21 protein-coding genes are annotated in these 21,608 nt (G+C 42.5%); 15 read left to right on the forward strand and 6 right to left on the reverse strand.

The features are described from left to right. Positions 1-185 precede the first annotated feature (185 nt). A complete protein-coding gene (locus J2Z48_RS13835) occupies positions 186-836 on the forward strand; it encodes a hypothetical protein (protein WP_307254476.1) in 651 nt (216 codons plus the stop codon). 23 nt (positions 837-859) lie between these two features. After that, a complete protein-coding gene (locus tag J2Z48_RS13840; protein ID WP_307254478.1) occupies positions 860-1,315 on the forward strand; it encodes an NUDIX hydrolase in 456 nt (151 codons plus the stop codon). Positions 1,316-1,364: 49 nt separating this feature from the next. Here the strand turns inward: J2Z48_RS13840 and tyrS are convergent, their stop codons facing one another. From tyrS to J2Z48_RS13860, 4 genes are all read right to left on the reverse strand, one after another. Then, the gene (gene tyrS, locus J2Z48_RS13845; protein ID WP_307254480.1) at positions 1,365-2,609 is read right to left on the reverse strand and encodes a tyrosine--tRNA ligase; all 1,245 of its coding nucleotides are present in this window, start codon (positions 2,607-2,609) and stop codon (positions 1,365-1,367) included. A 275-nt stretch (positions 2,610-2,884) separates the two neighbouring features. Next, positions 2,885-5,152 (reverse strand): Piwi domain-containing protein, encoded by a 2,268-nt coding sequence (locus tag J2Z48_RS13850; protein WP_307254482.1) that lies wholly within the window; start codon positions 5,150-5,152, stop codon positions 2,885-2,887. Positions 5,153-5,399: 247 nt separating this feature from the next. After that, positions 5,400-6,224, reverse strand: coding sequence for a cobalamin-binding protein (locus tag J2Z48_RS13855; protein WP_307254484.1), 825 nt, complete (start codon positions 6,222-6,224; stop codon positions 5,400-5,402). A gap of 99 nt (positions 6,225-6,323) precedes the next feature. Beyond that, positions 6,324-7,232 carry an AraC family transcriptional regulator gene (locus tag J2Z48_RS13860; RefSeq protein ID WP_307254486.1) on the reverse strand — a complete coding sequence of 303 codons (909 nt, stop codon included), beginning with the start codon at positions 7,230-7,232 and terminating at the stop codon, positions 6,324-6,326. 259 nt (positions 7,233-7,491) lie between these two features. On the opposite strand from J2Z48_RS13860, the gene J2Z48_RS13865 reads away from it, so the two are divergent. Both J2Z48_RS13865 and J2Z48_RS13870 read left to right on the forward strand, forming a co-directional pair. After that, on the forward strand, positions 7,492-7,746 hold the full coding sequence (locus J2Z48_RS13865; RefSeq protein ID WP_307254563.1) for an Atu4866 domain-containing protein: 255 nt from the start codon (positions 7,492-7,494) through the stop codon (positions 7,744-7,746). 29 nt (positions 7,747-7,775) lie between these two features. Continuing rightward, positions 7,776-8,507 carry an SDR family oxidoreductase gene (locus J2Z48_RS13870; RefSeq protein ID WP_307254487.1) on the forward strand — a complete coding sequence of 244 codons (732 nt, stop codon included), beginning with the start codon at positions 7,776-7,778 and terminating at the stop codon, positions 8,505-8,507. A 66-nt stretch (positions 8,508-8,573) separates the two neighbouring features. Here the strand turns inward: J2Z48_RS13870 and J2Z48_RS13875 are convergent, their stop codons facing one another. Next, positions 8,574-9,776 (reverse strand): S8 family peptidase, encoded by a 1,203-nt coding sequence (locus J2Z48_RS13875; protein ID WP_307254489.1) that lies wholly within the window; start codon positions 9,774-9,776, stop codon positions 8,574-8,576. Between the two features lie 221 nt (positions 9,777-9,997). On the opposite strand from J2Z48_RS13875, the gene J2Z48_RS13880 reads away from it, so the two are divergent. From J2Z48_RS13880 to spoVM, 10 genes are all read left to right on the forward strand, one after another. Next, positions 9,998-11,608, forward strand: a complete 1,611-nt coding sequence (locus tag J2Z48_RS13880) for a spore germination protein (RefSeq protein ID WP_307254490.1) — start codon at positions 9,998-10,000, stop codon at positions 11,606-11,608. Further along, positions 11,595-12,815: a GerAB/ArcD/ProY family transporter gene (locus J2Z48_RS13885; protein ID WP_307254491.1), complete on the forward strand. Its 1,221-nt coding sequence runs from the start codon at positions 11,595-11,597 to the stop codon at positions 12,813-12,815. Before J2Z48_RS13880 ends, J2Z48_RS13885 begins: the two co-directional genes overlap by 14 nt. Continuing rightward, the gene (locus J2Z48_RS13890; RefSeq protein ID WP_307254493.1) at positions 12,799-13,938 is read left to right on the forward strand and encodes a Ger(x)C family spore germination protein; all 1,140 of its coding nucleotides are present in this window, start codon (positions 12,799-12,801) and stop codon (positions 13,936-13,938) included. Before J2Z48_RS13885 ends, J2Z48_RS13890 begins: the two co-directional genes overlap by 17 nt. A gap of 138 nt (positions 13,939-14,076) precedes the next feature. Next, positions 14,077-15,117, forward strand: coding sequence for a dual-specificity RNA methyltransferase RlmN (rlmN, locus tag J2Z48_RS13895; protein ID WP_307254565.1), 1,041 nt, complete (start codon positions 14,077-14,079; stop codon positions 15,115-15,117). A gap of 172 nt (positions 15,118-15,289) precedes the next feature. Then, positions 15,290-16,030, forward strand: a complete 741-nt coding sequence (locus tag J2Z48_RS13900) for a Stp1/IreP family PP2C-type Ser/Thr phosphatase (RefSeq protein WP_307254494.1) — start codon at positions 15,290-15,292, stop codon at positions 16,028-16,030. A gap of 32 nt (positions 16,031-16,062) precedes the next feature. Then, entirely contained in the window at positions 16,063-17,817 is a 1,755-nt protein-coding gene (pknB, locus tag J2Z48_RS13905; RefSeq protein ID WP_307254569.1) for a Stk1 family PASTA domain-containing Ser/Thr kinase, read from the forward strand. A 483-nt stretch (positions 17,818-18,300) separates the two neighbouring features. Further along, the gene (gene rsgA / locus J2Z48_RS13910; RefSeq protein WP_307254495.1) at positions 18,301-19,191 is read left to right on the forward strand and encodes a ribosome small subunit-dependent GTPase A; all 891 of its coding nucleotides are present in this window, start codon (positions 18,301-18,303) and stop codon (positions 19,189-19,191) included. A 3-nt stretch (positions 19,192-19,194) separates the two neighbouring features. After that, entirely contained in the window at positions 19,195-19,857 is a 663-nt protein-coding gene (gene rpe, locus J2Z48_RS13915) for a ribulose-phosphate 3-epimerase (RefSeq protein WP_307254496.1), read from the forward strand. An 11-nt stretch (positions 19,858-19,868) separates the two neighbouring features. After that, positions 19,869-20,513 (forward strand): thiamine diphosphokinase, encoded by a 645-nt coding sequence (locus J2Z48_RS13920; protein ID WP_307254497.1) that lies wholly within the window; start codon positions 19,869-19,871, stop codon positions 20,511-20,513. Between the two features lie 130 nt (positions 20,514-20,643). Continuing rightward, entirely contained in the window at positions 20,644-20,724 is an 81-nt protein-coding gene (spoVM, locus tag J2Z48_RS13925; protein WP_131848127.1) for a stage V sporulation protein SpoVM, read from the forward strand. A 95-nt stretch (positions 20,725-20,819) separates the two neighbouring features. Here the strand turns inward: spoVM and rpmB are convergent, their stop codons facing one another. After that, positions 20,820-21,011 (reverse strand): 50S ribosomal protein L28, encoded by a 192-nt coding sequence (rpmB, locus tag J2Z48_RS13930; RefSeq protein WP_307254498.1) that lies wholly within the window; start codon positions 21,009-21,011, stop codon positions 20,820-20,822. Positions 21,012-21,239: 228 nt separating this feature from the next. On the opposite strand from rpmB, the gene J2Z48_RS13935 reads away from it, so the two are divergent. Continuing rightward, the gene (locus J2Z48_RS13935) at positions 21,240-21,605 is read left to right on the forward strand and encodes an Asp23/Gls24 family envelope stress response protein (RefSeq protein ID WP_307254500.1); all 366 of its coding nucleotides are present in this window, start codon (positions 21,240-21,242) and stop codon (positions 21,603-21,605) included. Positions 21,606-21,608 lie beyond the last annotated feature (3 nt).

The following is a 21,608-nucleotide window of genomic DNA, read 5'->3' on the forward strand; positions in this document are numbered from 1 at the left end:
GATCGTGAATGTATAACACACTAAATGAATAATATCTAAATCTGCGATTTACAGAGAATAAGAGAGATCCACTCAATATTTCGGGGGTTAAGCCGGTTCCAGGATTAGTAGAAGGACATGGACTTGATTATTTTGGGGGTACGTGTGGTACATCAACGCTGGTAGCAGGATTTAGTGCGTATTTAATGTCAATGATGCCTGACCTCACTCCGAATGATATACGCAATGTTTTGATAGAGAAAGCAGATATGGTAGAAGGGTTAACTGCTCCCATATTTAATGCTGGTAAAGCATTAAAAGCTTTGCAAGAAGGTTACCGAAACGGTAATACACCTTCTTTCGAGCCGTTAGTGGAAGTAGTAGATGCGAGTGAGTCCATTCGATCAGAAAATCCTGTAGAGAGAGCGTTAGCATTGACCATTTTAATTAAGGGTAACAAGCTATCAAGAGATGAAATATGGGCATACACAGATGATGAATCTCCAATGGTGAAAAAGGTAGCTGTGCAGGGATTGGGAGATTCATTTGATTGCATCGAGAGAGAAAAGTATTGGAATCGAGTTCACCAAGAATCTAGTGAATACGGCATGAAGGAATGGTGGGCGTATGTGTTATTTTTTACAACAACAAAAGAAGAGTTAGAACAATGGATGTCTCTTGTTGACTATAAATCGATTGATATTTGGATATGTATTAATTTGTTCCTGCGAAAGCACTATCCACATGCACCTGAGATAGATATTCAGCCTGATCCAGATCCTACATTATTACATTCTCTGATGTATCCAGTGTTGATATGGTATAAAGGTTGGAAGGCTGTTCACCATAGGTCATAATAGTTCAGATAAGGGTGATTTTTGTGATTAAAGAGCGTTTCACAGCTCCTGTTACGATTCATTTACTTCTCATGAAGGAAGATGCGATTTTGCTTCTTCGTCGTTACAATACAGGATATGAAGATGGGAATTATAGTGTCGTAGCTGGGCACTTGGATGGTAGAGAGACTGTCAAGCAGGCTGCAATCAGGGAAGCGAAAGAGGAAGCTGGAGTTGATATTCTAGAAGAGGATGTAGAGATGGTTAGTGTAATGCATCGGATAGAAGGTTATGAGCGAGTTGATTTTTTCGCTGTGATAAGGGAGTGGGAAGGAGAAATAGTAAATCTAGGGCCTCATAAATGTGATGATCTACGCTTTTTTCCTCTAGGGGATCTTCCTTCTAATGTGATTCCTTACATCTCGCGTGCGATTGATAATTATAGAGATAAAAGATGGTTTGATAGTTTTGGTTGGAGTGAAGAACAGTTTCATAGGTAATCCCAAATAACACAATCCTCTGGCTTGATGTCAGAGGATTGTGCTATTCTCAAATCGAAATATGAAAATACTTATGCTTCCCAACACGAACCATTCCAGATTCTATCACGTCATCATCAATTGATAGAATTTGTTCTGTTTCGCCGATGGCTCGTACACCTTGTTGTTGAAACATTCTTCTTAACTCACTTTTGCTTGAGAAGCTATTGCTATCAAAAAGGACCTCGAAGTAGGTTGTTCCTTTAGTGGTAGAGAGTTGAATGCAATCACTTGCTGTTACTTCGCGCTTGGAGTACTTTCGTTCAAAATGCTCTCGATGTGTTAATCCGTCGTCAAGGTGTTTTGTTTCTAAAGCAACGAGATAGGTTCCTAATTGCTTTTTTGCCTCGAGTGGGTGAGTGGATATGAACGTCTGCAACTCTTCGATCTCTTTCTCATGAACATCAGCAAAGCTAAGGAAATACTCCATGATTAGATGATCCGGAATGGACATAATCTTGCCGAATTTATCTTCTACTGTAGAGCGGACGGCGATGTAGTTTTCGAAGCTTTTACTCATTTTACGTCCATCTCCAGCAGTTCCTTCTAGGATGGGAGTCGTTAGGATAACTTCTTCCTTCATGCCATAAATCTCCATTACTTTCCGGCATTGTTGGAAGTTGAGAAGTTGATCGATACCACCTAACTCGATATCTGATTCTAGATTAACGGAATCAAGTGCCATTAATACACCGTAACACACTTCAGCAAGAGAAACTCCTTGTTGATTTTCAAGTCGTTTGCGGAAGTCATTTCGTTGAGTAGCTTCGGCTAGACTCATCTGTTGAAAAATCGCAAAGATATCAGGCAATGTGGTGGAGCTTAACCATTGTGAGTTGTAATGCACTTGCATTTTATCAACATCAATATAGGTACTTACTTGATCAGTGTAGGTTTTCGTATTTTCCGCGATGTCTTCTGTACTTAAAGGTTTCCGACTCGTTTCTCGACCAGATGGATCTCCAATCCGAGCGGTGAAGTCGCCGATAATGAAATCAATGTGATGACCGGCTCTTGCAAACTGATTGAGTAAAAGAAGAGGTACGATATGTCCCAAATGAATTTCTGCACCTGTTGGGTCAATCCCTAACTTTACTCGTAATTGTCTATCCTCAGAAAGCAATTCTAGTAGTCGATCCTGAGTTAAAATTTCTTGGCATTTAGTGCGAACAAAAGATAGAAGTTCTTTAGGAGCAATTCCGACCCATGATTCTTGGCTTCTAGTAAAGAAGTGTTGATCATATCGCTTTTCCATCAAACACTTACCTCCAAGATGAATTGTTAGATTTGATTGATACCAGTTTACTTGTTATGGAAGAGGAAAATCAACTTATGAAGGATTAATTTTTTGAATAGTTTTCAAATTATGACGATGGGAGGTTGTTCTAAAAATAATCGGTGGTTGGGAGGCATTTCTATTCGGTAAGTGTATAGAATAACCGCCCAGTTAATGGGCGGTACAAGAGAATCATAGAGACTAAACAAGAAAGCATGATATATCTATTAATCGTACATCCTTCTCGGATGAACTTAGACAAAGGGAAGACGATTTTTGATACCATTACTTGGTAATTGGCCACGTAGATAAAAGGTTGAACTTGCGTCAGCATAAGCAATTGGTGCAGGTAATCTACCTTTGTTCAGCGTATGGATTTGCATAAATGTTAGGTGGTAAGCATCCTGCATGATTTGCTTCATGGAGGTATTGCCCAGTTTTCGTTCGATACGAATCGGTTCCGCCATACCCACTGAGTCATGGGGTGACGTAGCCGTCAAATAACCAATCCCTGTTTCTTCCGAGAAATAAGTAAGTCCGATTTCAGTTCGATAAGTTCCATCTTCTTCAATTGCCATACGTCGATTGGGCTTCTTCACGATCGATAGATAATCAAAGGTAATGCCTCGTTTTCCAAGAATATCTTTAAACACTTGCATCTCAGCAGTGTGCCCTTTTCCATCACGATAAATGGTAATATGACGCAAACGTCGCTTCTGTTCATCATAAAACCGTTTGACCTGGCTAATAATCGTCTCAATCGTCTCTTTACTGATAACTTCCCCTCTTTCACTGGATCCCACTGGTTCACAACTCACAATAGAGCCGTATTGGCTGACTACCTGTACTGATCCTGAGGCATTCTTGCCATCCTCTCGACTGACATCCAAACCAATATAGGCATCAGAGGTAAGAGAGGCATTCAATAGCCATGGTTGTATACCTGCTTTAGCGTACATACCTAAGAGGATATTTCCATGATAATATAAAGGGTTTTTTGGTCTTAATGAATCTGATCGATATTCTTCGATGGAATCCATCGTTGTTACTTGACTGAAGATCGTTTTTTTACCAAGCTCTTTTTTTAAAATCCGATAGATATTAGGTTGATTCATGTAATTTCGTTTCAAATGAAATCCGTGATTCTTACGGCTGTCCGACGGCAATACAACAAGGGGAATAATGGGTGTGTCTTTCTGTTTATTTTCTAATAATTCTTTTGTTGCTATGACTTCCTCATCTGCTAATTTTGTCATATAGTCTAATGTCTTATGATCATTCCACTCAAGGTTTACCGCTTTTCCTTTTTCTTTAATGAGTGTTATGCCCCATTTTTTGGATAGTTCTTCCAGGTGTTTCCTCCATTTATCTATGGTTATGTGTGTTTCCAGAAGTTGATCTTTTGTCGAAGAATTCGTACGACCTTGCACAACCAGTCGATAATGTAACTGTTTATTACTATGTACAACACCACCTGTTCTAAGTCCGTTTGTAATCGACGAACCCACCTTTTTGCTATTGACAAGTATAGTCTTCTTGTTACCAAAAAGTAGAGTAGGAGGCAGTAAGACTTCTTGTTCATATCCCAACTCAGAGGCGAGCAAACCTTTTTGGGAATAGGAAAGTTTCCCTTTTTGCATCACTATCTCGATCAGCCGTAGTGACTTGGTCATCTTATCATGAGCTCCTAGTTTGCTCAGACTGCGAGTACGTTGTTTTGTTTTACGATTAATATCAGCTCGCTCTTTTTCAATTCGAGAGTAATCGATCTCTGGTCGTAAAAGATGTTGGGGGTATACATACTTCTTATTATTAGTCCCTCTTACGAGAATGGCCCGCATCTCCGGATTTTTTCCTTTCATGACATATGACCGGTTATTGTTTTTGTAATATTGAAACAATGTTTGTCCTTGTAACTCTTTTTCAAAAATGTCACGATACGTACGTTTATCAATACGTAAAAATTCATAACGTGTATGTGTATTACGATCGATCACATAGCACTCTTCCTCTAAGTTTGCTCCATTACGTATATAATCTTCTAGCGTTCTAGTCGAAGTATATCGGACTGTATAATCGAACCCAATTTGAATGGTACCACTTCTATCTACGAGACAAGAGAGTTTAAGCCCTTCTCGGCCTTCATATTCACCAATTGTCTCAATCGGGTCCTTCCAGATCAATGTTCGATTATCGAAATAAGTAAAGTCTCTGCATTGATGAGCGAGGTCTGACAGGAGCACTCTTTCTAGAAGCTTCCGTTCATTTTCACGAGTTGGATCAATGACACGATGTTCACTTTGTGTAAAGGAATATGGCTCTTGGTGTTGAATCGATTGCGACGAGGCTATCCAATTTTGATAGAAGTTAATTGGCTGAAAGTCATTGGCCTTTCGTAAATCATATGTAACTTGCCCATTTGCTGACTCTACTTCCTCTTGCCTCACAGGATGATTATAGAGGTATAGAGGAAAATCATGAATCGTTGAGTCTAGTTTCCAATCTGTTAGAATATAGCGCAAAGTCAGTCACATCCTTTTTTCTCATATTATAGAATGAGGTTACAATGTAGACAAGTATATTTTTTATACAATAAACTATTTTTCATGAAAATTGAAAGATTGTCCTCAGTGTATATGCATATTTGTGAAGTACAATGATTGGATATTGGATTACGATAGGGAGAAAATAGACAGTATCTTTTTGAAATAACAAAAGCTTGAGAGCCCACAGTGGATTCTCAAGCTTTTGTTTATTTCAGTCACCGTGTTATTTCAATTGAATCCGTGGATCTTGCCATAAATCTTCACTAGCTGGTTCGAAGTGAGAGGGGGCTAATAAGTGAGCTAAATGCTTGATTCCGACTAATAAGCGGGGAGAGGGTCGACAGAACCAGCCTTCTTCGCAGATATGAATGAGGTTCGGGTTGGTTAGAGGGGTATTTTGCCAGTCAGGCCTTGTTGTAAACATATCTTTCTTGATTCGATGTTTCTCAATACCGGTCCAGATAACCATGACGAGGTCTGGATTGCGGTTTACCACCTCAAGCCAGTTTGTCTGAACACTTTCTTGTGGATGATCGGCAAAGATATTATAGGCTCCTACTAGTTCGCTTACTTCGGTTAACCAATTTCCTTGTCCAGGTGTAAAGATGGGCTTTGGCCACCACTCCCAATAAATGCGAGGAATGGATTGGAATGAGGGCATATGTGAACGGATCATCTCTACGGATTGGGTCAAATGAGCAACTAGCTTTTGAGCTTCTGGTAATCGCTTAGTATAAGACCCTACAAGTAAGACATCTTCTAAAATATCATTCCAAGATTTTGGATTGAGCGTAATATGGGGAATCCCTCTTTCCTCGAGCTGCTTAATATTCTTCTCCATTCCAGGAACGCTCAAGGAAGCGATGACGAGGTCGGGTTGTAATTCTTCGACTAAATCGATATCAATTGATAAATCAGGACCTAAACGTGGTAGATCAGCATAATCAGGGGGGAAATCTGAAAAGTCATCCACTCCGACTAGAAGATCTTTTGCCCCTAGGTAATGGAGAATTTCGGTATTACTAGGACAGATTGATACGATTCTCACGGTTTCTCCTACTTTCTAATGTATTCTGCTTGATATCAGAGGATGGTTAGCTTGAGAATCTACAGTGGATTCTCAAGCTATTTTGTTTTCTATTACAAATCACCGTGGTAAGTAGTCATCCCGAAAGCGCTGGATGTCCTTTATCGGTGGGAGACCAAACATACGGGCATATTCGCGGCTAAAGTGTGAGGGGCTTTCGTAGCCGACTTGAAAAGCAGCGTCTGCGGCTTCTATCGATTCGGTGAGAAGGAGTCGGCGAGCCTCTTGGAGCCTGATCTGTTTTTGGTATTGGTTAGGGCTCATTCCGGTTATTTCTTTGAAGTAGTGATATAAGGAGGAAGCACTCATACGTGCTTCTTTTGCTAGTTCATCGATAGGCAGAGGTAGGGCGAAGTCGGATTTAAGCCGCTCCATTACTTTTGCGATCCGATGCGAGTGACTACCGATTAAGGCAAACTGCTTAAGGGAAGCGTTTTGTTCGTCTTGAAGAACACGATAGATGATCTCGCGAATGGTATACGGTGCTAGTACGGCAATGTCTGCCGGAGTCTCTAATAATTTGACAAGTCGTAGTACCGCATCATAAAGCGTGTCGTTCAGAGGGCTTATCACGAGACCACTTCCGGATTCAGGTTTGGCTTTTACCGTTTGTTCGGATGCTTGAATGACATCGAGAATCTGGTTCATATCAAAGTTTAGTTGAAGACTTAAATAAGGAGTCTCTGGGGAAGCTTCGAGAACTTGCCCTGTGATGGGTAAATGTACAGAGGCTGTTAGAAAACTGCCGGGATCGTATTGATAGCTTTTTGATCCAAGCATGACCACTTTGGACCCTTGCGCGGTGATGCATAGAGACGGTTCGTAGACGGAATAGATGGGTTCGGTTATCTGGGAAGCTCGAATAAAGCGCAAGGCAGGAATCGCTGTATCATGGATCCCATCCTGTTTGGTAAATTGATTGATCACCTGTACCAACTCCCCTCTTGGCTTTACGGATTTTTCATCCATTCTGATAACCTCCCCGATTTCAATTTCATTTTTTTAAAAGAATATAACTTTTTGGAGGATTAGGCAATAGTCGTGTGTCATCCGACTACCGCCTTACATTTGACCAGAGCCATAATGGATTTATATCAAGTATTCCATTTGGCAAGGAGACAACGCTATGAAACTCAAAAATAGACTTCTTGTCACCATAATTAGCATCATGATGCTTCCAGCTTGTTCAGAAGTGTCAATCCAATCGAATAGGAAAGAAGAGGATAGGATGAATAATGGAAACAAAGATCCACATCCATACGTTGGCATGTGGGTGACGAAAGACGGATTCATACGGCACGAATTACTGCCGAACGGTCGATATGATGAAGCGCGCGGGAAACGGAAGAGTGCTTATCAGGGAAGCTATATCATCAAACAAAATCATATCGAATATGTAGATGATACTGGATTCACGGCCGACGGGGATTTTCGAGAGGGGGTCCTCTATCATGCGGGCATGGTGCTGTACCGGGAAAAATAGGGACAATTAGATAGAAAGGGAGATGTAAGATGTCTGATATGCAAGGGAAAGTGGTTGTTATTACGGGGGCAAGTAGTGGAATAGGGGAAGCGACGGCGCGTTTGCTCGCAAGTCAAGGCGCTCATGTTGTCATGGGAGCGAGACGGTTAGAGAGACTAGAGGCTCTGGTAAGTGAGATTCGGGCTGAAGGTGGTTCGGTGGTATATCAAAAGCTGGACGTGACGGTATTAGAAGAAATGAAGAGAATCATCCGTTTAGCTCAGATTAAGTTTGGATGTATCGATGTGGTAATAAACAATGCTGGCGTGATGCCGGTCTCGCTTTTGGAAGTACTCAAGATCGATGAATGGAATCGGATGATCGATGTCAATATTCGTGGTGTTCTACATGGTATTGCGGCGGGGCTTCCGATTATGAAAAAACAGGGATTCGGGCATTTTATCAATGTTGCTTCCACAGGTGCCTATGAGGTAACTCCAACCGCATCTGTGTACTGTGCTACCAAATATGCGGTTCGAGCAATCACCGATGGCTTGCGGCAAGAAGTGGGAAGCGATATCCGCGTGACGCTCGTTTCACCAGGTGTAACGGAGTCGGAGTTAGCTGAAAGCATCACGGATGAGGATGCTAGGCAAATGATGAAAGAGTATCGACGTAATGCGCTTCCTGCATTAGCGATAGCACAAGCGATCTCTTATGCCATTCAACAGCCGGCTAATGTGGATGTGAACGAACTCGTTATCAGACCTACTTCCGCTTGATTTGAGTTGGTTGAACAATGAAAATGGCTTGAGAACCCATAATGGATTCTCAAGCCATTTGTTGATTTAACGAGAATGAAGCAGTGCCTTGTAAGCATTTACTCTTCCAAACTTCCAATATTCGCCTGTTCCAGGGATTTTATCTGCACTTTCTTCGAGTGCGGAGCGAATTTGTGTGTTGGAGAGACCTTTGGAGGCTAGGAGTGCGGCTACACCTGATACGTTAGCGGTAGCCATCGAGGTTCCTTCTTTGGTCGTATAAGGGTCTTCCGGATTCCAACTGGTCGGAATAGTCGACATGATGCCAACTCCTGGTGCTGCTACATCTACTGTCGTTCCATAGTTAGAGCGACTCCATTTTGCATCGTTTGAATCCGTTGCGGCGACGGAGATCGAGTTAGGGTAGGCAGCTGGATAATAAGGCTCCGAAGTAGAAGAGTTTCCTGCTCCTGCTACGACCACGACTCCTTTGTCCCAAGCGTAGTTGACTGCATCTTCTAATACTTGAGCAGGGATTGACATCGCGATGCTGAGATTGATGACTTTCGCGCCATGATCAACAGCATACGTAATTCCATTTGCAATGACCTCACTGTATGAATATCCATTTCGATCGAGTACACGAACGGAGAGTACTTTCACGTTTGGAGCTACTCCAGCCACGCCAATGTTGTTATTGGTTTGGGCAGCGATGGTTCCTGCTATATGCGTACCGTGTCCCAGCTCATCGTTGCTTGGATCATTATCACTTTGTACAAAATCATAGCCTGCGATGACCTTTCCCTTTAGGTCAGGATGATCGCTTTGCACGCCTGAATCAACAACAGCTACTACGGTATCATTGGTTCCGCGGGTAATATCCCATGCTTCTGGAATCTGCATTTTTTGCAGAGGTGCGTTTTGGTTGGAAGAGTAGTAGTGATCATTGGGAGTCCATACTGCTTGTGAAACTTTGCTTGTCTCTGCATATTCCACATTCGGCATTTTACGATATTCTTGTAATGCTTCTTGTACAGATTTTCCTTGTACTTGAATGACTTCAAAGCCAATTTGTGAATTGCGAGAGAGTACTTTCGCATTTTTTTGTTGATAGAGACTGTTTTTTTGTTCTGTAGAAACTTCTTTTTTAAATTTGACAATGATTTTTTCATTTTCAGTTGTATTTGTTTTATTGGGAGCTGCTTGTGCGGTAAGTGAGCTCGCCAATGATAGGGAGGAAATTAGTATTGCAATCATTAACAAAGATAACCCGTGTTTTATACGTTTCATTTTATTCTCTCCTTTTTAAGTTACATACGATAAAAATTGCGATTATTCCTCCTTTGTTATTTATTTTTATAACCATAACATTTTCATTAAGAAAAATGAACGAAATAACATAAATACCATAAATAAAATGAGAATAAAAATATGTAGCTTGTTATTGATTTACTAGACTTGCGTATTCTTTCTATACATCACGCACATCATAATCTTGTGGTGGTGAGTATATGAAAATGAGAAAGTTGCGCTTTCTACGTGATCAGAAACGGAAGAAAATATTGGAGCAACAGAGTAAAAATAAAGTGGAAGAACGATCTGAAAATAAAGGTATTTCTAAGAATCTGGACGAGAATCTGGATTTTCTAAAGAATGTATTTGGAAACTCGACAGATATTATTACGCGAACGTTTGCCATGAAAACACCAGACCATTCAACGGGTGCGGTTATTTATATCGATGAGATGGTGAATAAGGATATTACTCATAACTATATTTTGCGACCGTTGATGCAAGAGGAAATTCAGGATCAAACGGACATATGGAAAAATGTTGTCCAGAAGTTGATCGAAGCAGGAGAGGTCAAGGAAATTACGAAGATGAAGGAGGTCATCAATGGGATTTTAAGTGGTGACACGATCTTCTTATTGGAAGGGACGACCCGAGCTCTCGTGATTGGAACGAAGGGCTGGACAACGAGGAGTGTCGGGGAGCCTCGTGCGGAATCTGTAGTGCGTGGACCTCGTGAGGGTTTGAGTGAAACTTCTACTTTTAGCTTGGCTATGATTCGGCATCGAATGAAAGATCCAGATCTCCGAATCCAATCTTTTGTGATTGGCGAACGGACGCAAACGGCGGTCTCTCTTTTATATGTGGAAGGATTAACGAACGAGCAGATTGTGGAGACGGCCAGAAATAGGTTAAAGGATATCAAGATTGATGGGATTTTAGAAACAGGGTATCTAGAGGAATATTTGCAGGATCAAACATGGACACCGTTTCCGCAAATCCAAAATACAGAGCGTCCTGATTCGGTAGTGGCACATCTACTAGAAGGAAGAGTGGCTATTTTGGTAGATGGATCGCCCCATGCTTTGATTGCTCCTGCTGTTTTTACCCAATTTTACAATAGTCCTGAGGATTATTATGAGCGTTATCTTATCTCTAGTTTCTTAAGGCTGATTCGTCTATTTAGTTTTGCGATTGCCTTGTTATTGCCTGCTTTTTATATCGCCTTTGTCTCGTTTCATCCTGAGTTGATTCCAGACCAATTATCCATCGCAATGGCTGCGGGAAGGGCATCTGTTCCTTTTCCATCTATTGTCGAGGCACTGTTGATGGAAGGAAGTATTGAGGTGCTCAGGGAGGCAAGTATTCGCTTGCCGGGACCGATTGGACCCACGATCGGTATCGTAGGGGGCTTGGTAATCGGTACATCGGCCGTACAAGCAGGCCTAGTATCGCCTGCGATCGTGATTGTGGTTGGGATGACGACGATTAGTTCGTATGCCAATCCTAGTTATAATGCGGCGATTAGTATTCGTTTGCTAAGGTTTCCACTCATGATTGCCGCTTCGATCCTAGGGCTGTTTGGGATCATGATTGCGCTGATGTTGATGATTCTTCATATGGTGCAAATTCGCTCGTTTGGTGTACCTTATATGACCCCGTTTGCTCCGCTTCGTTGGGGGGCGGTGAGGGACGCTATAGTCCGTGTTCCGTGGAAGTATATGAATGCTCGTCCTAGTTTCTTGAAGCCACAGGATCGATATAGACAGAAAAACCTGAGCTCAGAAGAAGCTGTGAAGACAGGGAGGGATGCGTCTAATGACACCAAATAACTCATCACAACCTTCTCAGTCAGCTTCCTCTAAAAAAGTCGATCATCGGGGCAGTCTTTCTTCCTATCAGATTTATGTCTTGGTTGTGCTCTCTATTATTGGAGCGCCTTTGCTTAACTTCCCTCGCTTTGTGGCCACGGAAGCGGGAGCAGATGGAGTCTGGCTAAGTGTGATATCAGGTTTACTCGTTACGGGCTTTGTTTTCATGGTTAGTAAGCTTTGTCAACGTTTTACAGGACAGACATTTGTACAGTTTATCCCGGAGATTTTTGAAACGAAGCGCATGAAATGGTTTGGCAAGGGGATCGCTAGTCTCATTATTATTGGGTTTGCCTTGTACTGGATGAACCAGATTTCGTTTCAAGTGCGATTATTTAGTGAAGCGACGAATACTACCTTGTTACCCAAAACGCCGATTGAGGTTACGATTATAACGCTATTGCTTGCGTCTACCTTAGCTTCTTATTCTCGTCCGGCAGTGATTGGAATGTTAAATGAACTTTTATTTCCGATCATTTTAATTCCCTTTGCACTACAATTATATGTTGTGTTTAAAAAAGGAGATTGGGTTCATATTTTTCCTCTCTTCCAGAGTGATTGGAAGGGGTTGTGTAAAGGGATATTGTCAAATGGTCTAGGCTTTTCTGGATTTGAAGTGTTGTTTTTAATAATGGGTTACAGCCAAAAAGTGGATCATTCTTCCAAGGTGAACACGAGGGCTATGCTGACGGCTGCGATACTACTTTCGAGTACCGTCATTGCGCAATACTTTGTCTTTGGAGTAAATGCACTATCTAAGAATCTATGGTCTGCCCTCGATTTTTACAAAGAGGTACGACCTGAATTGTTAGTCATCGAGCGAATCGAGGCATTTGTACTGGGGATTTGGGTCGTGATTGCTTTTATTGCGATCACGAATTTGCAGTTTGTCTTAGTTCGAACCATCTGTGAAGCGTTTCATGTGAAAGAAGAACAAACAAAATATGTGGCCTGGTCATTATTTCCTTTTTTCTATGGAGGAGCGATGGTTTCAGAAAATATAAGTGATTTCTTCGCCAAGTTTCAGGAGCACAGCTATGTTGGTTTTATCTTCTCCATCGTGATACCGATCTTGCTATTTTTGCTAGCGATCATTCGTCGTAAGAGATCCTCACCTAAGAAAAAAGACCAGAAAGGAGGAGAAAATCATCATGCGACATCTACCTAAGGTACTCATTTTCATGCTGATCTTTCCTCTTCTGTCTGGTTGTTGGGATCGAAGAGAGATAGAAGATCGATCATTTGTGTCGGCTATTGCGATTGATAGTGCGGAAGAGGAAGGACAAGCAGAGATTAGCGTTCAAATTCCGATTCCAAACAAGGTAACGGGAGGCGGAAGCGGCGGAGGTGGGGGTGATTCAGCGGACGGAAAAGGACCGAGTGGACCTTTTGAACTCTTGTCGGGAGTTGGAAAGACGTATACAGAAGCCATGCATCAGATTATTTCTTCTGCCAACGATCCATTATTTTTTGGAAATATGCAGGTAATCATGATTTCGGAAGAGCAGGCGAAGAAAGGAATTGAGCCTTTTATGGATGCACTGAAGCGTACTTCTGAAGTTCGTCGTCAATTGTACCCAGTGGTTGTGAAGGGAAAGGCAAAAGAGGCACTTAATATAAAAGTACCGTCAGAAGAGATTCCGACCAACTACATTCGCGGAATGCTACGCTCCGGAACCAAAAATGGTATTTTTACGGATGTTACATTTGGTCAACTATTGATTGATATGGAGATTCCTAATTGCCAGTTTCCTGTCATGAATTACCTTGAACCCATTGAAGGAGGATATAAGTGGGACGGGGTTGCTGTATTTAATAGAGATAAAATGGTTGGCATGATCCATGGAAGAGAGGACATTGCGGGAGTTCTTCAAGTCAGAACCAATCAAAGAGGGCATGTTGTAATCGCCCCACGCTCGGATGGTGCGATCGCATTTCATCCCTATCGAAGTGGTCGAAAGATTAAGGTGAAGCCAGATGGTTCCATCGAGATCCACATAGAAGTGACTGGATTTATCCAAGAAAAAACATCCAAAGATGACCTATCGAAGGTGGAAGTGATACAAGATGTGAGTAATCAAGTAGCAACGATTTATCAAGATCGGATGAAAAGATTGATTACTCGCTCGCAAAAAGAGTTACAAGCAGATGTTTTAAACTTGGGAAAGTATGTGAGGGCCTATCAACCGAAGTTTTATAATAGCATCAACTGGCAAGAGGAGTATCCGAATATCCGGATTACAACCAAGTACCACGTAACAATTCATCGGTATGGGATTAGCTCAGACTAACTTGTCAAAAATTCGAAACAAGAAGAGCGGAAAAAGGGGGTTATTTCCTTTTCTTTCCCGTTATGGATTGATATAATAGGGAAAGTTTTCTAAAAGGATTGATGAAGAACAAATTAGGAAGAACTGGTGAAAAAAGTTATGAAACCATTTGCATATGATTTAGATTTACCTGAATGGCAAAGTTGGATGAAAGAGCATGGTGAGCCAGAGTTTCGTGCTGGACAAGTCATGGATTGGTTGTATGGAAAACGAGTGAATTCTTTTGAAGAGATGAGTAATCTCTCTAAGAAGCTCCGTGAAAATTTAGCAGATGCTTTTGAGCTACAACCTTTGAAAATTATCACCTCTCAAGAATCACAAGATGGAACGATTAAGTTTTTATTTGGATTGGTCGACGATCATGCGATTGAAACAGTGGTTATGCGTCATAATTACGGAGTAAGTGTTTGTGTAACGACTCAGGTAGGGTGCCGGATTGGATGTACATTTTGTGCCTCTACTCTGGGAGGTTTGAAACGGAACCTAACAGCGGGTGAGATCGTGGCTCAAGTGATGACTGCCCAAAAAGCACTTGATGAATCAGAGGAGCGCGTGAAATCGGTCGTGATTATGGGTTCTGGTGAACCATTTGAAAATTATGATGCCACGATTCAGTTTGTTAAAATTATCAATTCACCAAAAGGGCTTAACATCGGGCAACGTCATATTACGGTATCGACAAGTGGTGTGGTTCCGAATATTTATCGTTTTGCAGATGAGGGTTGGCAGGTTGGGTTGGCGATCTCTCTACATGCACCGAATCAAGACGTACGCTCTAGCTTAATGCCGATTAACCGTAGGCATCCGTTGGCTGAGCTGTTGGATGCTTGTTGGTATTATCTACGGACGACAGGTCGCAGGCTCACATTTGAATATGCGCTTATTGGTGAGAAAAACGATCAATTGGAGCATGCACATGAACTGGGGAAATTGTTACAAGGAATGAACTGTTTAGTAAATTTGATTCCGGTTAACTATGTACCGGAGCGCGACTTTACACGAACCTCTCGGAATCAGATTTTCGAGTTTAAAAAAGTATTGGATTCCTATAAAATCAATACGACCATTCGCCGTGAACAAGGGCACGATATAGACGCTGCCTGCGGACAATTACGTGCCAAGCATAATAAATTAGTCTAACTGAACCCAAATCGTTTACAATATAATATAGAGTTAGAGTACCCTGAACGAAGAAGGAGATATAGCTCCTATCTTCTTCTTCCATTTTCAAGATGACAGAAATGAAAGGTATTTCTTCACATATGGTTCTCACGAATTTTAGGAATGCCGATGGGAAAGGGGTAAAGCCGCAATGGAGATTGCACACCGAACAAATGTCGGTCTCGTGCGTGATTTAAACGAGGATAGTGCTGTTCTCGTCCGCCGTGAAGATGGGTCAGTACTTGCAATTGTGGCAGATGGTATGGGTGGACATCAAGCTGGAGAAATTGCCAGCCAGACAACGGTCAAGGTGATTGAATCCACCTTACAAAGTGAAAATTTTCAAGTCTCCACAGAAGAGCGGACTAATGCCATACTGAGTGCGGTTGGAAAAGCAAATGCAGAAGTGTTTTATCTATCGCAAAATAATGAGCAATATCAAGGGATGGGCACTACAGTAATCGCGGGTATTATGGATTCAAGTGAGGTTGTACTGGGTCACGTAGGGGATAGCCGTGCTTATATGTTACATAAAGGTGGTCTCTATCAGCTCACGGAAGATCATACATACGTGAACTTGCTACATAAATACGGGCAAATCACGACAGAGGAAGCGAAGAACCATCCTCAACGAAATATGGTCGTAAGAGCGATTGGTACTGCTGAGGACGTAGAAGTGGATCTGATTCACACTCCATGGAATCCAGATGACATGTTGCTTCTGTGTTCTGATGGCTTAACCGATATGGTTGCCGAACGCGAGATTGGATTAGTTTTATCAAGTGATATCACGATCGAAGAAAAAGCTGATGAACTAATTCAGCAAGCCATACAAGCAGGTGGCAAAGATAATATTTCCGTAATCCTACTAAAGAATACAGAGATATTTTAAATAGGCTGAGGAGGAGCAAAGTAATTATGCGGATGGAAGGGAAGAGACTGAGTGGTCGTTACGAGATCCTAAACAGGATCGGTGGCGGTGGGATGGCAGTCGTGTATAAGGCAAAAGACATGTCTCTTCATCGTAATGTAGCAGTGAAAGTGCTTAGTGAATCGCTCAGTAATGATTCAGAATTTATTCGTCGTTTTAGTCGCGAAGCTCAAGCAGCAGCTAGTTTGTCTCATCCGAATATTGTAAATGTATATGATGTAGGAGAAGACGACTATACCCAATTTATCGTAATGGAATTAATCGAAGGTCCTACTCTTAAGCAACATATCCAAGAACAAGGACCCCTTTCGGTAGAAGAGGCAGCGGAGATCGCGATTCAAATCTGCGATGGGTTATCCAATGCCCATGATAACGGGATTGTTCACCGGGATATCAAGCCACATAACATCTTACTCGGTGCAAGTGGTCGCGCAAAAGTAACCGACTTTGGGATCGCGCGGGCGGCAAGTTCCTCGACGATTACTCAAACAGGGTCCGTCATGGGATCGGTACATTATTTCTCACCCGAACAAGCACGTGGCGGAGTCATTACCGAGAAGTCGGATATCTACTCCCTCGGTGTTGTGTTTTATGAGATGCTTACAGGCAAACTTCCGTTTGATGGTGATTCAGCCATCGGGATAGCCTTGCAACATTTGCAAGAACCAGTACCCGATCCAAAAGAGCTCAACTCAGACATTCCCGATAATATCGTGAAAATCTTACTCCGTTCGATGGAAAAAGATCCGGAGATGAGATATACGTCCGTAAGAGCGATGATGCAAGATATTCGCTATGCGCTACAAATCGGACATCGCAATGAATTTACTTGGGGTAGTACTAAGGAATCACGTACCAAAGATTTTTATTCAACCGTTCCGTTAACGGGCGATACAAATCTTTCAAAAAAATCATCTGACACAGACTCAATTCCAGCAAAGCCCAATAAATTCCGAAGCGGAAATGAGCTACAGGAAGAAGAGCGGAAATTCGATCGCCCAGCAACCTCTCATACAGGGAAGTTTGGACTAACGAAAAGCCGGATCGAAGGACTCCGTAACATTCCTGTTGGAGAACAGACCGTTCTTCAAAAAACAGTCGTCTGGTTAGACGACGTGCAACAAAAGCTACCATGGTGGAAAAAAGCAATTTTTGGACTCATTAGCGTCGTACTCATCTTTGCCCTCGCTTTATGGCTCTTTAATGCGGCTATCGGATTCCTCGGTCGCGATAATAAAGGTGGTGCTAGTCCAGCATCCGAAAGCAGTTCTCAGGCTCAAGAGAAAGAGCAAAAGACGGCTGCTGATTTTAAAGGAAAGCCAATAGGAGATTTAAAGAAGTGGGCGAAGGAACAAGGGCTTAAAGTGCAGGACACATATAAAGAAAACGACCAAGAGAAAGATACAGTGATTGATGTGACGGAGAAAGGGAAAACGCTAGTGGTCACTGTAAGCGCTGGGCGCAAGGGGGAAACTACTACTGGGAGTAGTGCTAATACTGTCCCTGATTTTGTGGGGCTTCCAGCTACAAGAGCACAAGCAAATGCTGCAGCTGCAGGATTAACTCTTGAATATGATAATAGCCATTGTTGGACGGACACAACAGGTGGCAGGGCAGCACGTGGTGCTATTATTGAAACGGTTCCAAAAGCAGGGGATCCAATCCCAGATGATAAAGTGATTCATGCTTGGCAAAATGTTAATAAACAATGTAGTAAGCCCCCTCCTTCACAAGGCGGATCCTGGTAGTAAAAGCACTAAATAATAAACCCATAACTAATACACCATTACAGGAGGTTGTTTTCGTCTCTTTACAGACAAAGCAACCTCCTGTCTACATAAGATGCGTGACCGAAATAGATTTTTGGTTACTAAAAACTAAAGTAGTAAGGGAAGAATAGCCAGTTTACATTCCACTGACCACCAAGCCTATGGTATTCGAGAATAGACTGGGGCAATGTCTGACCACTGTGATGTTAGTGAAGCTACCTAGCGCAGTTCTTCGTAGCAAGGGCTTTTTGTGGCAATGTTTGAGCGTTCTTTGCGGTTTTGCCACTTGCCCGAAGCGAAGAAGAACGGAGCGGACTTTCTTTTCCACATCCTCTCAGGTTCACTATTTGAGCTGTGGACAGATACATGCCCTGGGCTATGTAACTATCAGTAGCCCCATCAATCCAATAAATGGTTAATAAAAAACTTGAACAGAGGGACTTTACCCAGTAGGAGGCATGTATGCCATCAGGTCAAATTATCAAAGCAATCAGCGGATTTTATTATGTTCGAACCGATCAAGGGGAAACCTATGAATGTAAGGCGCGTGGAGTTTTTAAGTTTGAGAAGAAAAAATGTAAGCCGTTGGTAGGCGATTATGTACAGTTTGACGAAACGGATGCAGGTAAGGGTTATGTAACCGTCATTGAACCACGTCAGACGGAGTTAGTACGCCCAGCGATCGCCAATGTGACACAGGCGATAGTGGTTTGCGCACTCAGGGAGCCCGCGTTTCAGCCGATGCCACTAGATCGGTTTTTAGTCCATGCTGAACATGCAGGACTGGAGATTGTGATCGTGTTGACGAAGCTAGATTTGTTAGAAGACCCAGCTGAACTAGAGGCGATTCGCACCAGTTATGCTCCTACTGGTTACCCTATCGTGGCCACCAGTATCGAAACGGCAGATGGGGTGGATCAGGTTAAGCCATATTTGAAAGATCAGACTTCCGTGTTTGCGGGACAGTCTGGAGTAGGTAAATCATCTTTACTAAACCAAATCTTACCGAATCGGGAGCTAGAGACAGGGGCAGTGAGTCATAAAATTGGCAGAGGGCGACACACTACTCGTTCCGTGGAGATCATTCCGCTCGCTACAGGTGGACTAGTCGCTGACTCGCCTGGATTTAGCCAACTCACCTTTGACGGCATGGAACCTGCGGACCTCGGACATTGCTTCCCTGAGTTTCGCGAGAAGTCAGAAGGGTGCCGTTTTCGTGGATGCCTGCACGTGAATGAACCAAGCTGTATGGTAAGGGACGCGGCACAAACAGGCGAGATTGATCCAAAGCGCTATGATCACTATGTAACATTTTTAGAAGAGATCAAAGAACTTCAACTTCGGAGGTACTAACACATGAAGATTGCACCATCGATTTTATCAGCAGACTTTGCTAATTTAGAGCGAGATATACGATTGATTGACCAAGCAGGAGCAGATTGGATTCACGTCGATGCGATGGATGGTCACTTTGTACCTAATATTACGTTAGGGCCCCTCGTAGTAGAGGCGATTCGTCCTCATACGAAGTTGCCGCTTGATTGTCATCTCATGATTGAAAATCCAGATCAGTATATCCCGGCTTTTGTGAAGGCGGGCGTTGATTTGATTACGGTTCATCAGGAAGCTTGTCCTCATCTCCATCGCACGATTTATCATATTAAAGAATGCGGTGCAAAAGCAGGAGTCGTTTTGAATCCAGCTACGCCCGTATCTACTATCGAATCCATCCTACCTGACGTAGATCTTGTATTATTAATGACCGTCAATCCTGGTTTTGGTGGTCAGAAATTTATCCATTCCGTTCTGCCTAAAATCCGTCAAATACGGGATATGGCAGACCAATTAGGAATAAACTTGGATATCGAAGTAGATGGCGGTGTAAATAGCGAGACGGCCAGGCTGGTAGCAGAAGCAGGGGCAAACGTGCTTGTCGCAGGCTCAGCTGTATTCGGTGCAAAAGATCGTGCTCGTGCTATTGCGGAGATTCGTGATGCTGCTCTATCGGTCTCAAGATAGGAGTGGGGTCGATGAAGCGAGTTGTCGTGATTGCTGGCGGAGAAGTGACCGCAGAGGATTTGCACCTCATCCGTCCAGATGATTTTCTCATTACAGCTGATGCAGGGGTTGAGCATTTACTCGATTTAGGAATACACCCTCATTTAGCTGTGGGTGATTTTGATACGACGAGGCAGGACTACCTTACGAAGCTCCAAGACCTGAAGATTTCGTATCTTACATTGCCGAGTGAAAAGGATCTGACGGATACACACTTTGCATTAGAAGAAGCTATCAAGCTACAACCTAGTGAAATTTTATTGTTGGGAGCATTGGGCGGATCGCGATTTGACCATGCCTTAGCAAATTTATATTTGTTAGAGTGGCTTGCCACCACATCCATTCCTTGTACGCTTGTCTCGGGAAAGAATCAGATTCGTTACCTAACGGGTCCAACGACGGTTTACGTAACGAAGGGAGATGCCCAATATATCTCGCTGTTGCCTTGTAGTTCTCAAGTTACCGGAGTCACTTTAAAGGGCTTTCGCTACCCTCTAAACGATGCTACTTTGACTCGTGGAGGGAGCTTAGGGGTAAGCAATGAAATCGCTCAGGAATCGGGGGCGATTACGATCCGCTTGGGCAAATGTTTTTGTATTCAAAGTGCGGACTTCTAACTTTCCTCAGGGAATTTTCTTTCTTTGTTCTAGGTACATAATAGCGAGGATAGAATATAAATAAGTGATGACACGATGGGGCTCGTCATCGTGCGGATCCAAACGCTAATAGAACAAGGAGGGAATCGGGGTGAAGTTCTATACCATCAAGCTTCCGAAATTCCTCGGTGGGATGGTCAAGGCATTGATCGGGGTATTTAAAAAAAGCTGATAGAAATAATCTGATAGGGAATTATAAAGATAAAAAAAGCACCCGTATAATCGAGTGCTTTTTTAATATGGTTTGGGGTGTTAAAAAACCCACGATTACGTAACGCGGGTCACTTTACCAGATTTTAAAGCTCTGGTGCTTACATAAACGCGTTTTGGTTTACCATCTACCAAGATGCGCACTTTTTGAACGTTCGCGCCCCATTTTTTACGACTTTTACGGTTAGAGTGGCTAACTTTGTTTCCAGTAGAGCCTTGTTTACCAGTAATAAAACAACGACGTGCCATTTTTTTGCACCTCCTACCTTACAACGATCACAATCACGTACGGATCGGTATAAATCACCATGCAATTCTAACACACATGCCAGTTCTCTGCAAGGAAGTTTCGATTATTGAATTTGCGAGATACGAGTATAATAGTAGATAAGGCTTTTTCTCTTTCTTTATCAAGAGGGTTGTTGTAAAATTGTCCTAGTAAAAACGCCTGAGAAACCTCTTCAAGGAGGAGTAGTCATGAGTATTGATGTTTCGACCAACCTAGGTCAAATCGAAGTTTCCAATGATGTTATTGCGACCATTGCAGGGATTTCTGCGATGGATTGCTATGGACTCGTAGGAATGGCTTCCCGTAAACAAATTAAAGATGGAATTGCAGAATTGCTCGGTCGTGAAAATCTCAGTAAAGGCATCGAGGTTCGTGAAGAAGGAAGCGAACTGATCGTCGATATGCATATTATTGTGGGTTATGGCACGAAAATTTCCGTGGTAGCACATAATGTGCAAGCAAAAGTGAAATATACTTTAGACCAATTAGTAGGAATTAAAGTAAACTATGTAAATGTCTTTGTTCAAGGTGTTCGATTGGTGAATGAAGAGTAAGGA

Source organism: Croceifilum oryzae (assembly GCF_030814315.1).
In the GTDB taxonomy this organism is placed as follows: domain Bacteria; phylum Bacillota; class Bacilli; order Thermoactinomycetales; family Thermoactinomycetaceae; genus Baia; species Baia oryzae.

What these genes read in the sequence shown, in the direction of transcription:
- J2Z48_RS13835 (WP_307254476.1), top strand. Translation starts at nt 186, where the DNA reads ATGTCAATGATGCCTGACCTCACTCCGAATGATATACGCAATGTTTTG.
- tyrS (WP_307254480.1), bottom strand. Translation starts at nt 2,609, where the DNA reads ATGGAAAAGCGATATGATCAACACTTCTTTACTAGAAGCCAAGAATCA.
- J2Z48_RS13860 (WP_307254486.1), bottom strand. Translation starts at nt 7,232, where the DNA reads ATGGATGAAAAATCCGTAAAGCCAAGAGGGGAGTTGGTACAGGTGATC.
- J2Z48_RS13865 (WP_307254563.1), top strand. Translation starts at nt 7,492, where the DNA reads ATGAATAATGGAAACAAAGATCCACATCCATACGTTGGCATGTGGGTG.
- J2Z48_RS13870 (WP_307254487.1), top strand. Translation starts at nt 7,776, where the DNA reads ATGTCTGATATGCAAGGGAAAGTGGTTGTTATTACGGGGGCAAGTAGT.
- J2Z48_RS13875 (WP_307254489.1), bottom strand. Translation starts at nt 9,776, where the DNA reads ATGAAACGTATAAAACACGGGTTATCTTTGTTAATGATTGCAATACTA.
- J2Z48_RS13880 (WP_307254490.1), top strand. Translation starts at nt 9,998, where the DNA reads ATGAAAATGAGAAAGTTGCGCTTTCTACGTGATCAGAAACGGAAGAAA.
- J2Z48_RS13885 (WP_307254491.1), top strand. Translation starts at nt 11,595, where the DNA reads ATGACACCAAATAACTCATCACAACCTTCTCAGTCAGCTTCCTCTAAA.
- J2Z48_RS13890 (WP_307254493.1), top strand. Translation starts at nt 12,799, where the DNA reads ATGCGACATCTACCTAAGGTACTCATTTTCATGCTGATCTTTCCTCTT.
- rlmN (WP_307254565.1), top strand. Translation starts at nt 14,077, where the DNA reads ATGAAACCATTTGCATATGATTTAGATTTACCTGAATGGCAAAGTTGG.
- J2Z48_RS13900 (WP_307254494.1), top strand. Translation starts at nt 15,290, where the DNA reads ATGGAGATTGCACACCGAACAAATGTCGGTCTCGTGCGTGATTTAAAC.
- pknB (WP_307254569.1), top strand. Translation starts at nt 16,063, where the DNA reads ATGGAAGGGAAGAGACTGAGTGGTCGTTACGAGATCCTAAACAGGATC.
- rsgA (WP_307254495.1), top strand. Translation starts at nt 18,301, where the DNA reads ATGCCATCAGGTCAAATTATCAAAGCAATCAGCGGATTTTATTATGTT.
- rpe (WP_307254496.1), top strand. Translation starts at nt 19,195, where the DNA reads ATGAAGATTGCACCATCGATTTTATCAGCAGACTTTGCTAATTTAGAG.
- J2Z48_RS13920 (WP_307254497.1), top strand. Translation starts at nt 19,869, where the DNA reads ATGAAGCGAGTTGTCGTGATTGCTGGCGGAGAAGTGACCGCAGAGGAT.
- rpmB (WP_307254498.1), bottom strand. Translation starts at nt 21,011, where the DNA reads ATGGCACGTCGTTGTTTTATTACTGGTAAACAAGGCTCTACTGGAAAC.
- J2Z48_RS13935 (WP_307254500.1), top strand. Translation starts at nt 21,240, where the DNA reads ATGAGTATTGATGTTTCGACCAACCTAGGTCAAATCGAAGTTTCCAAT.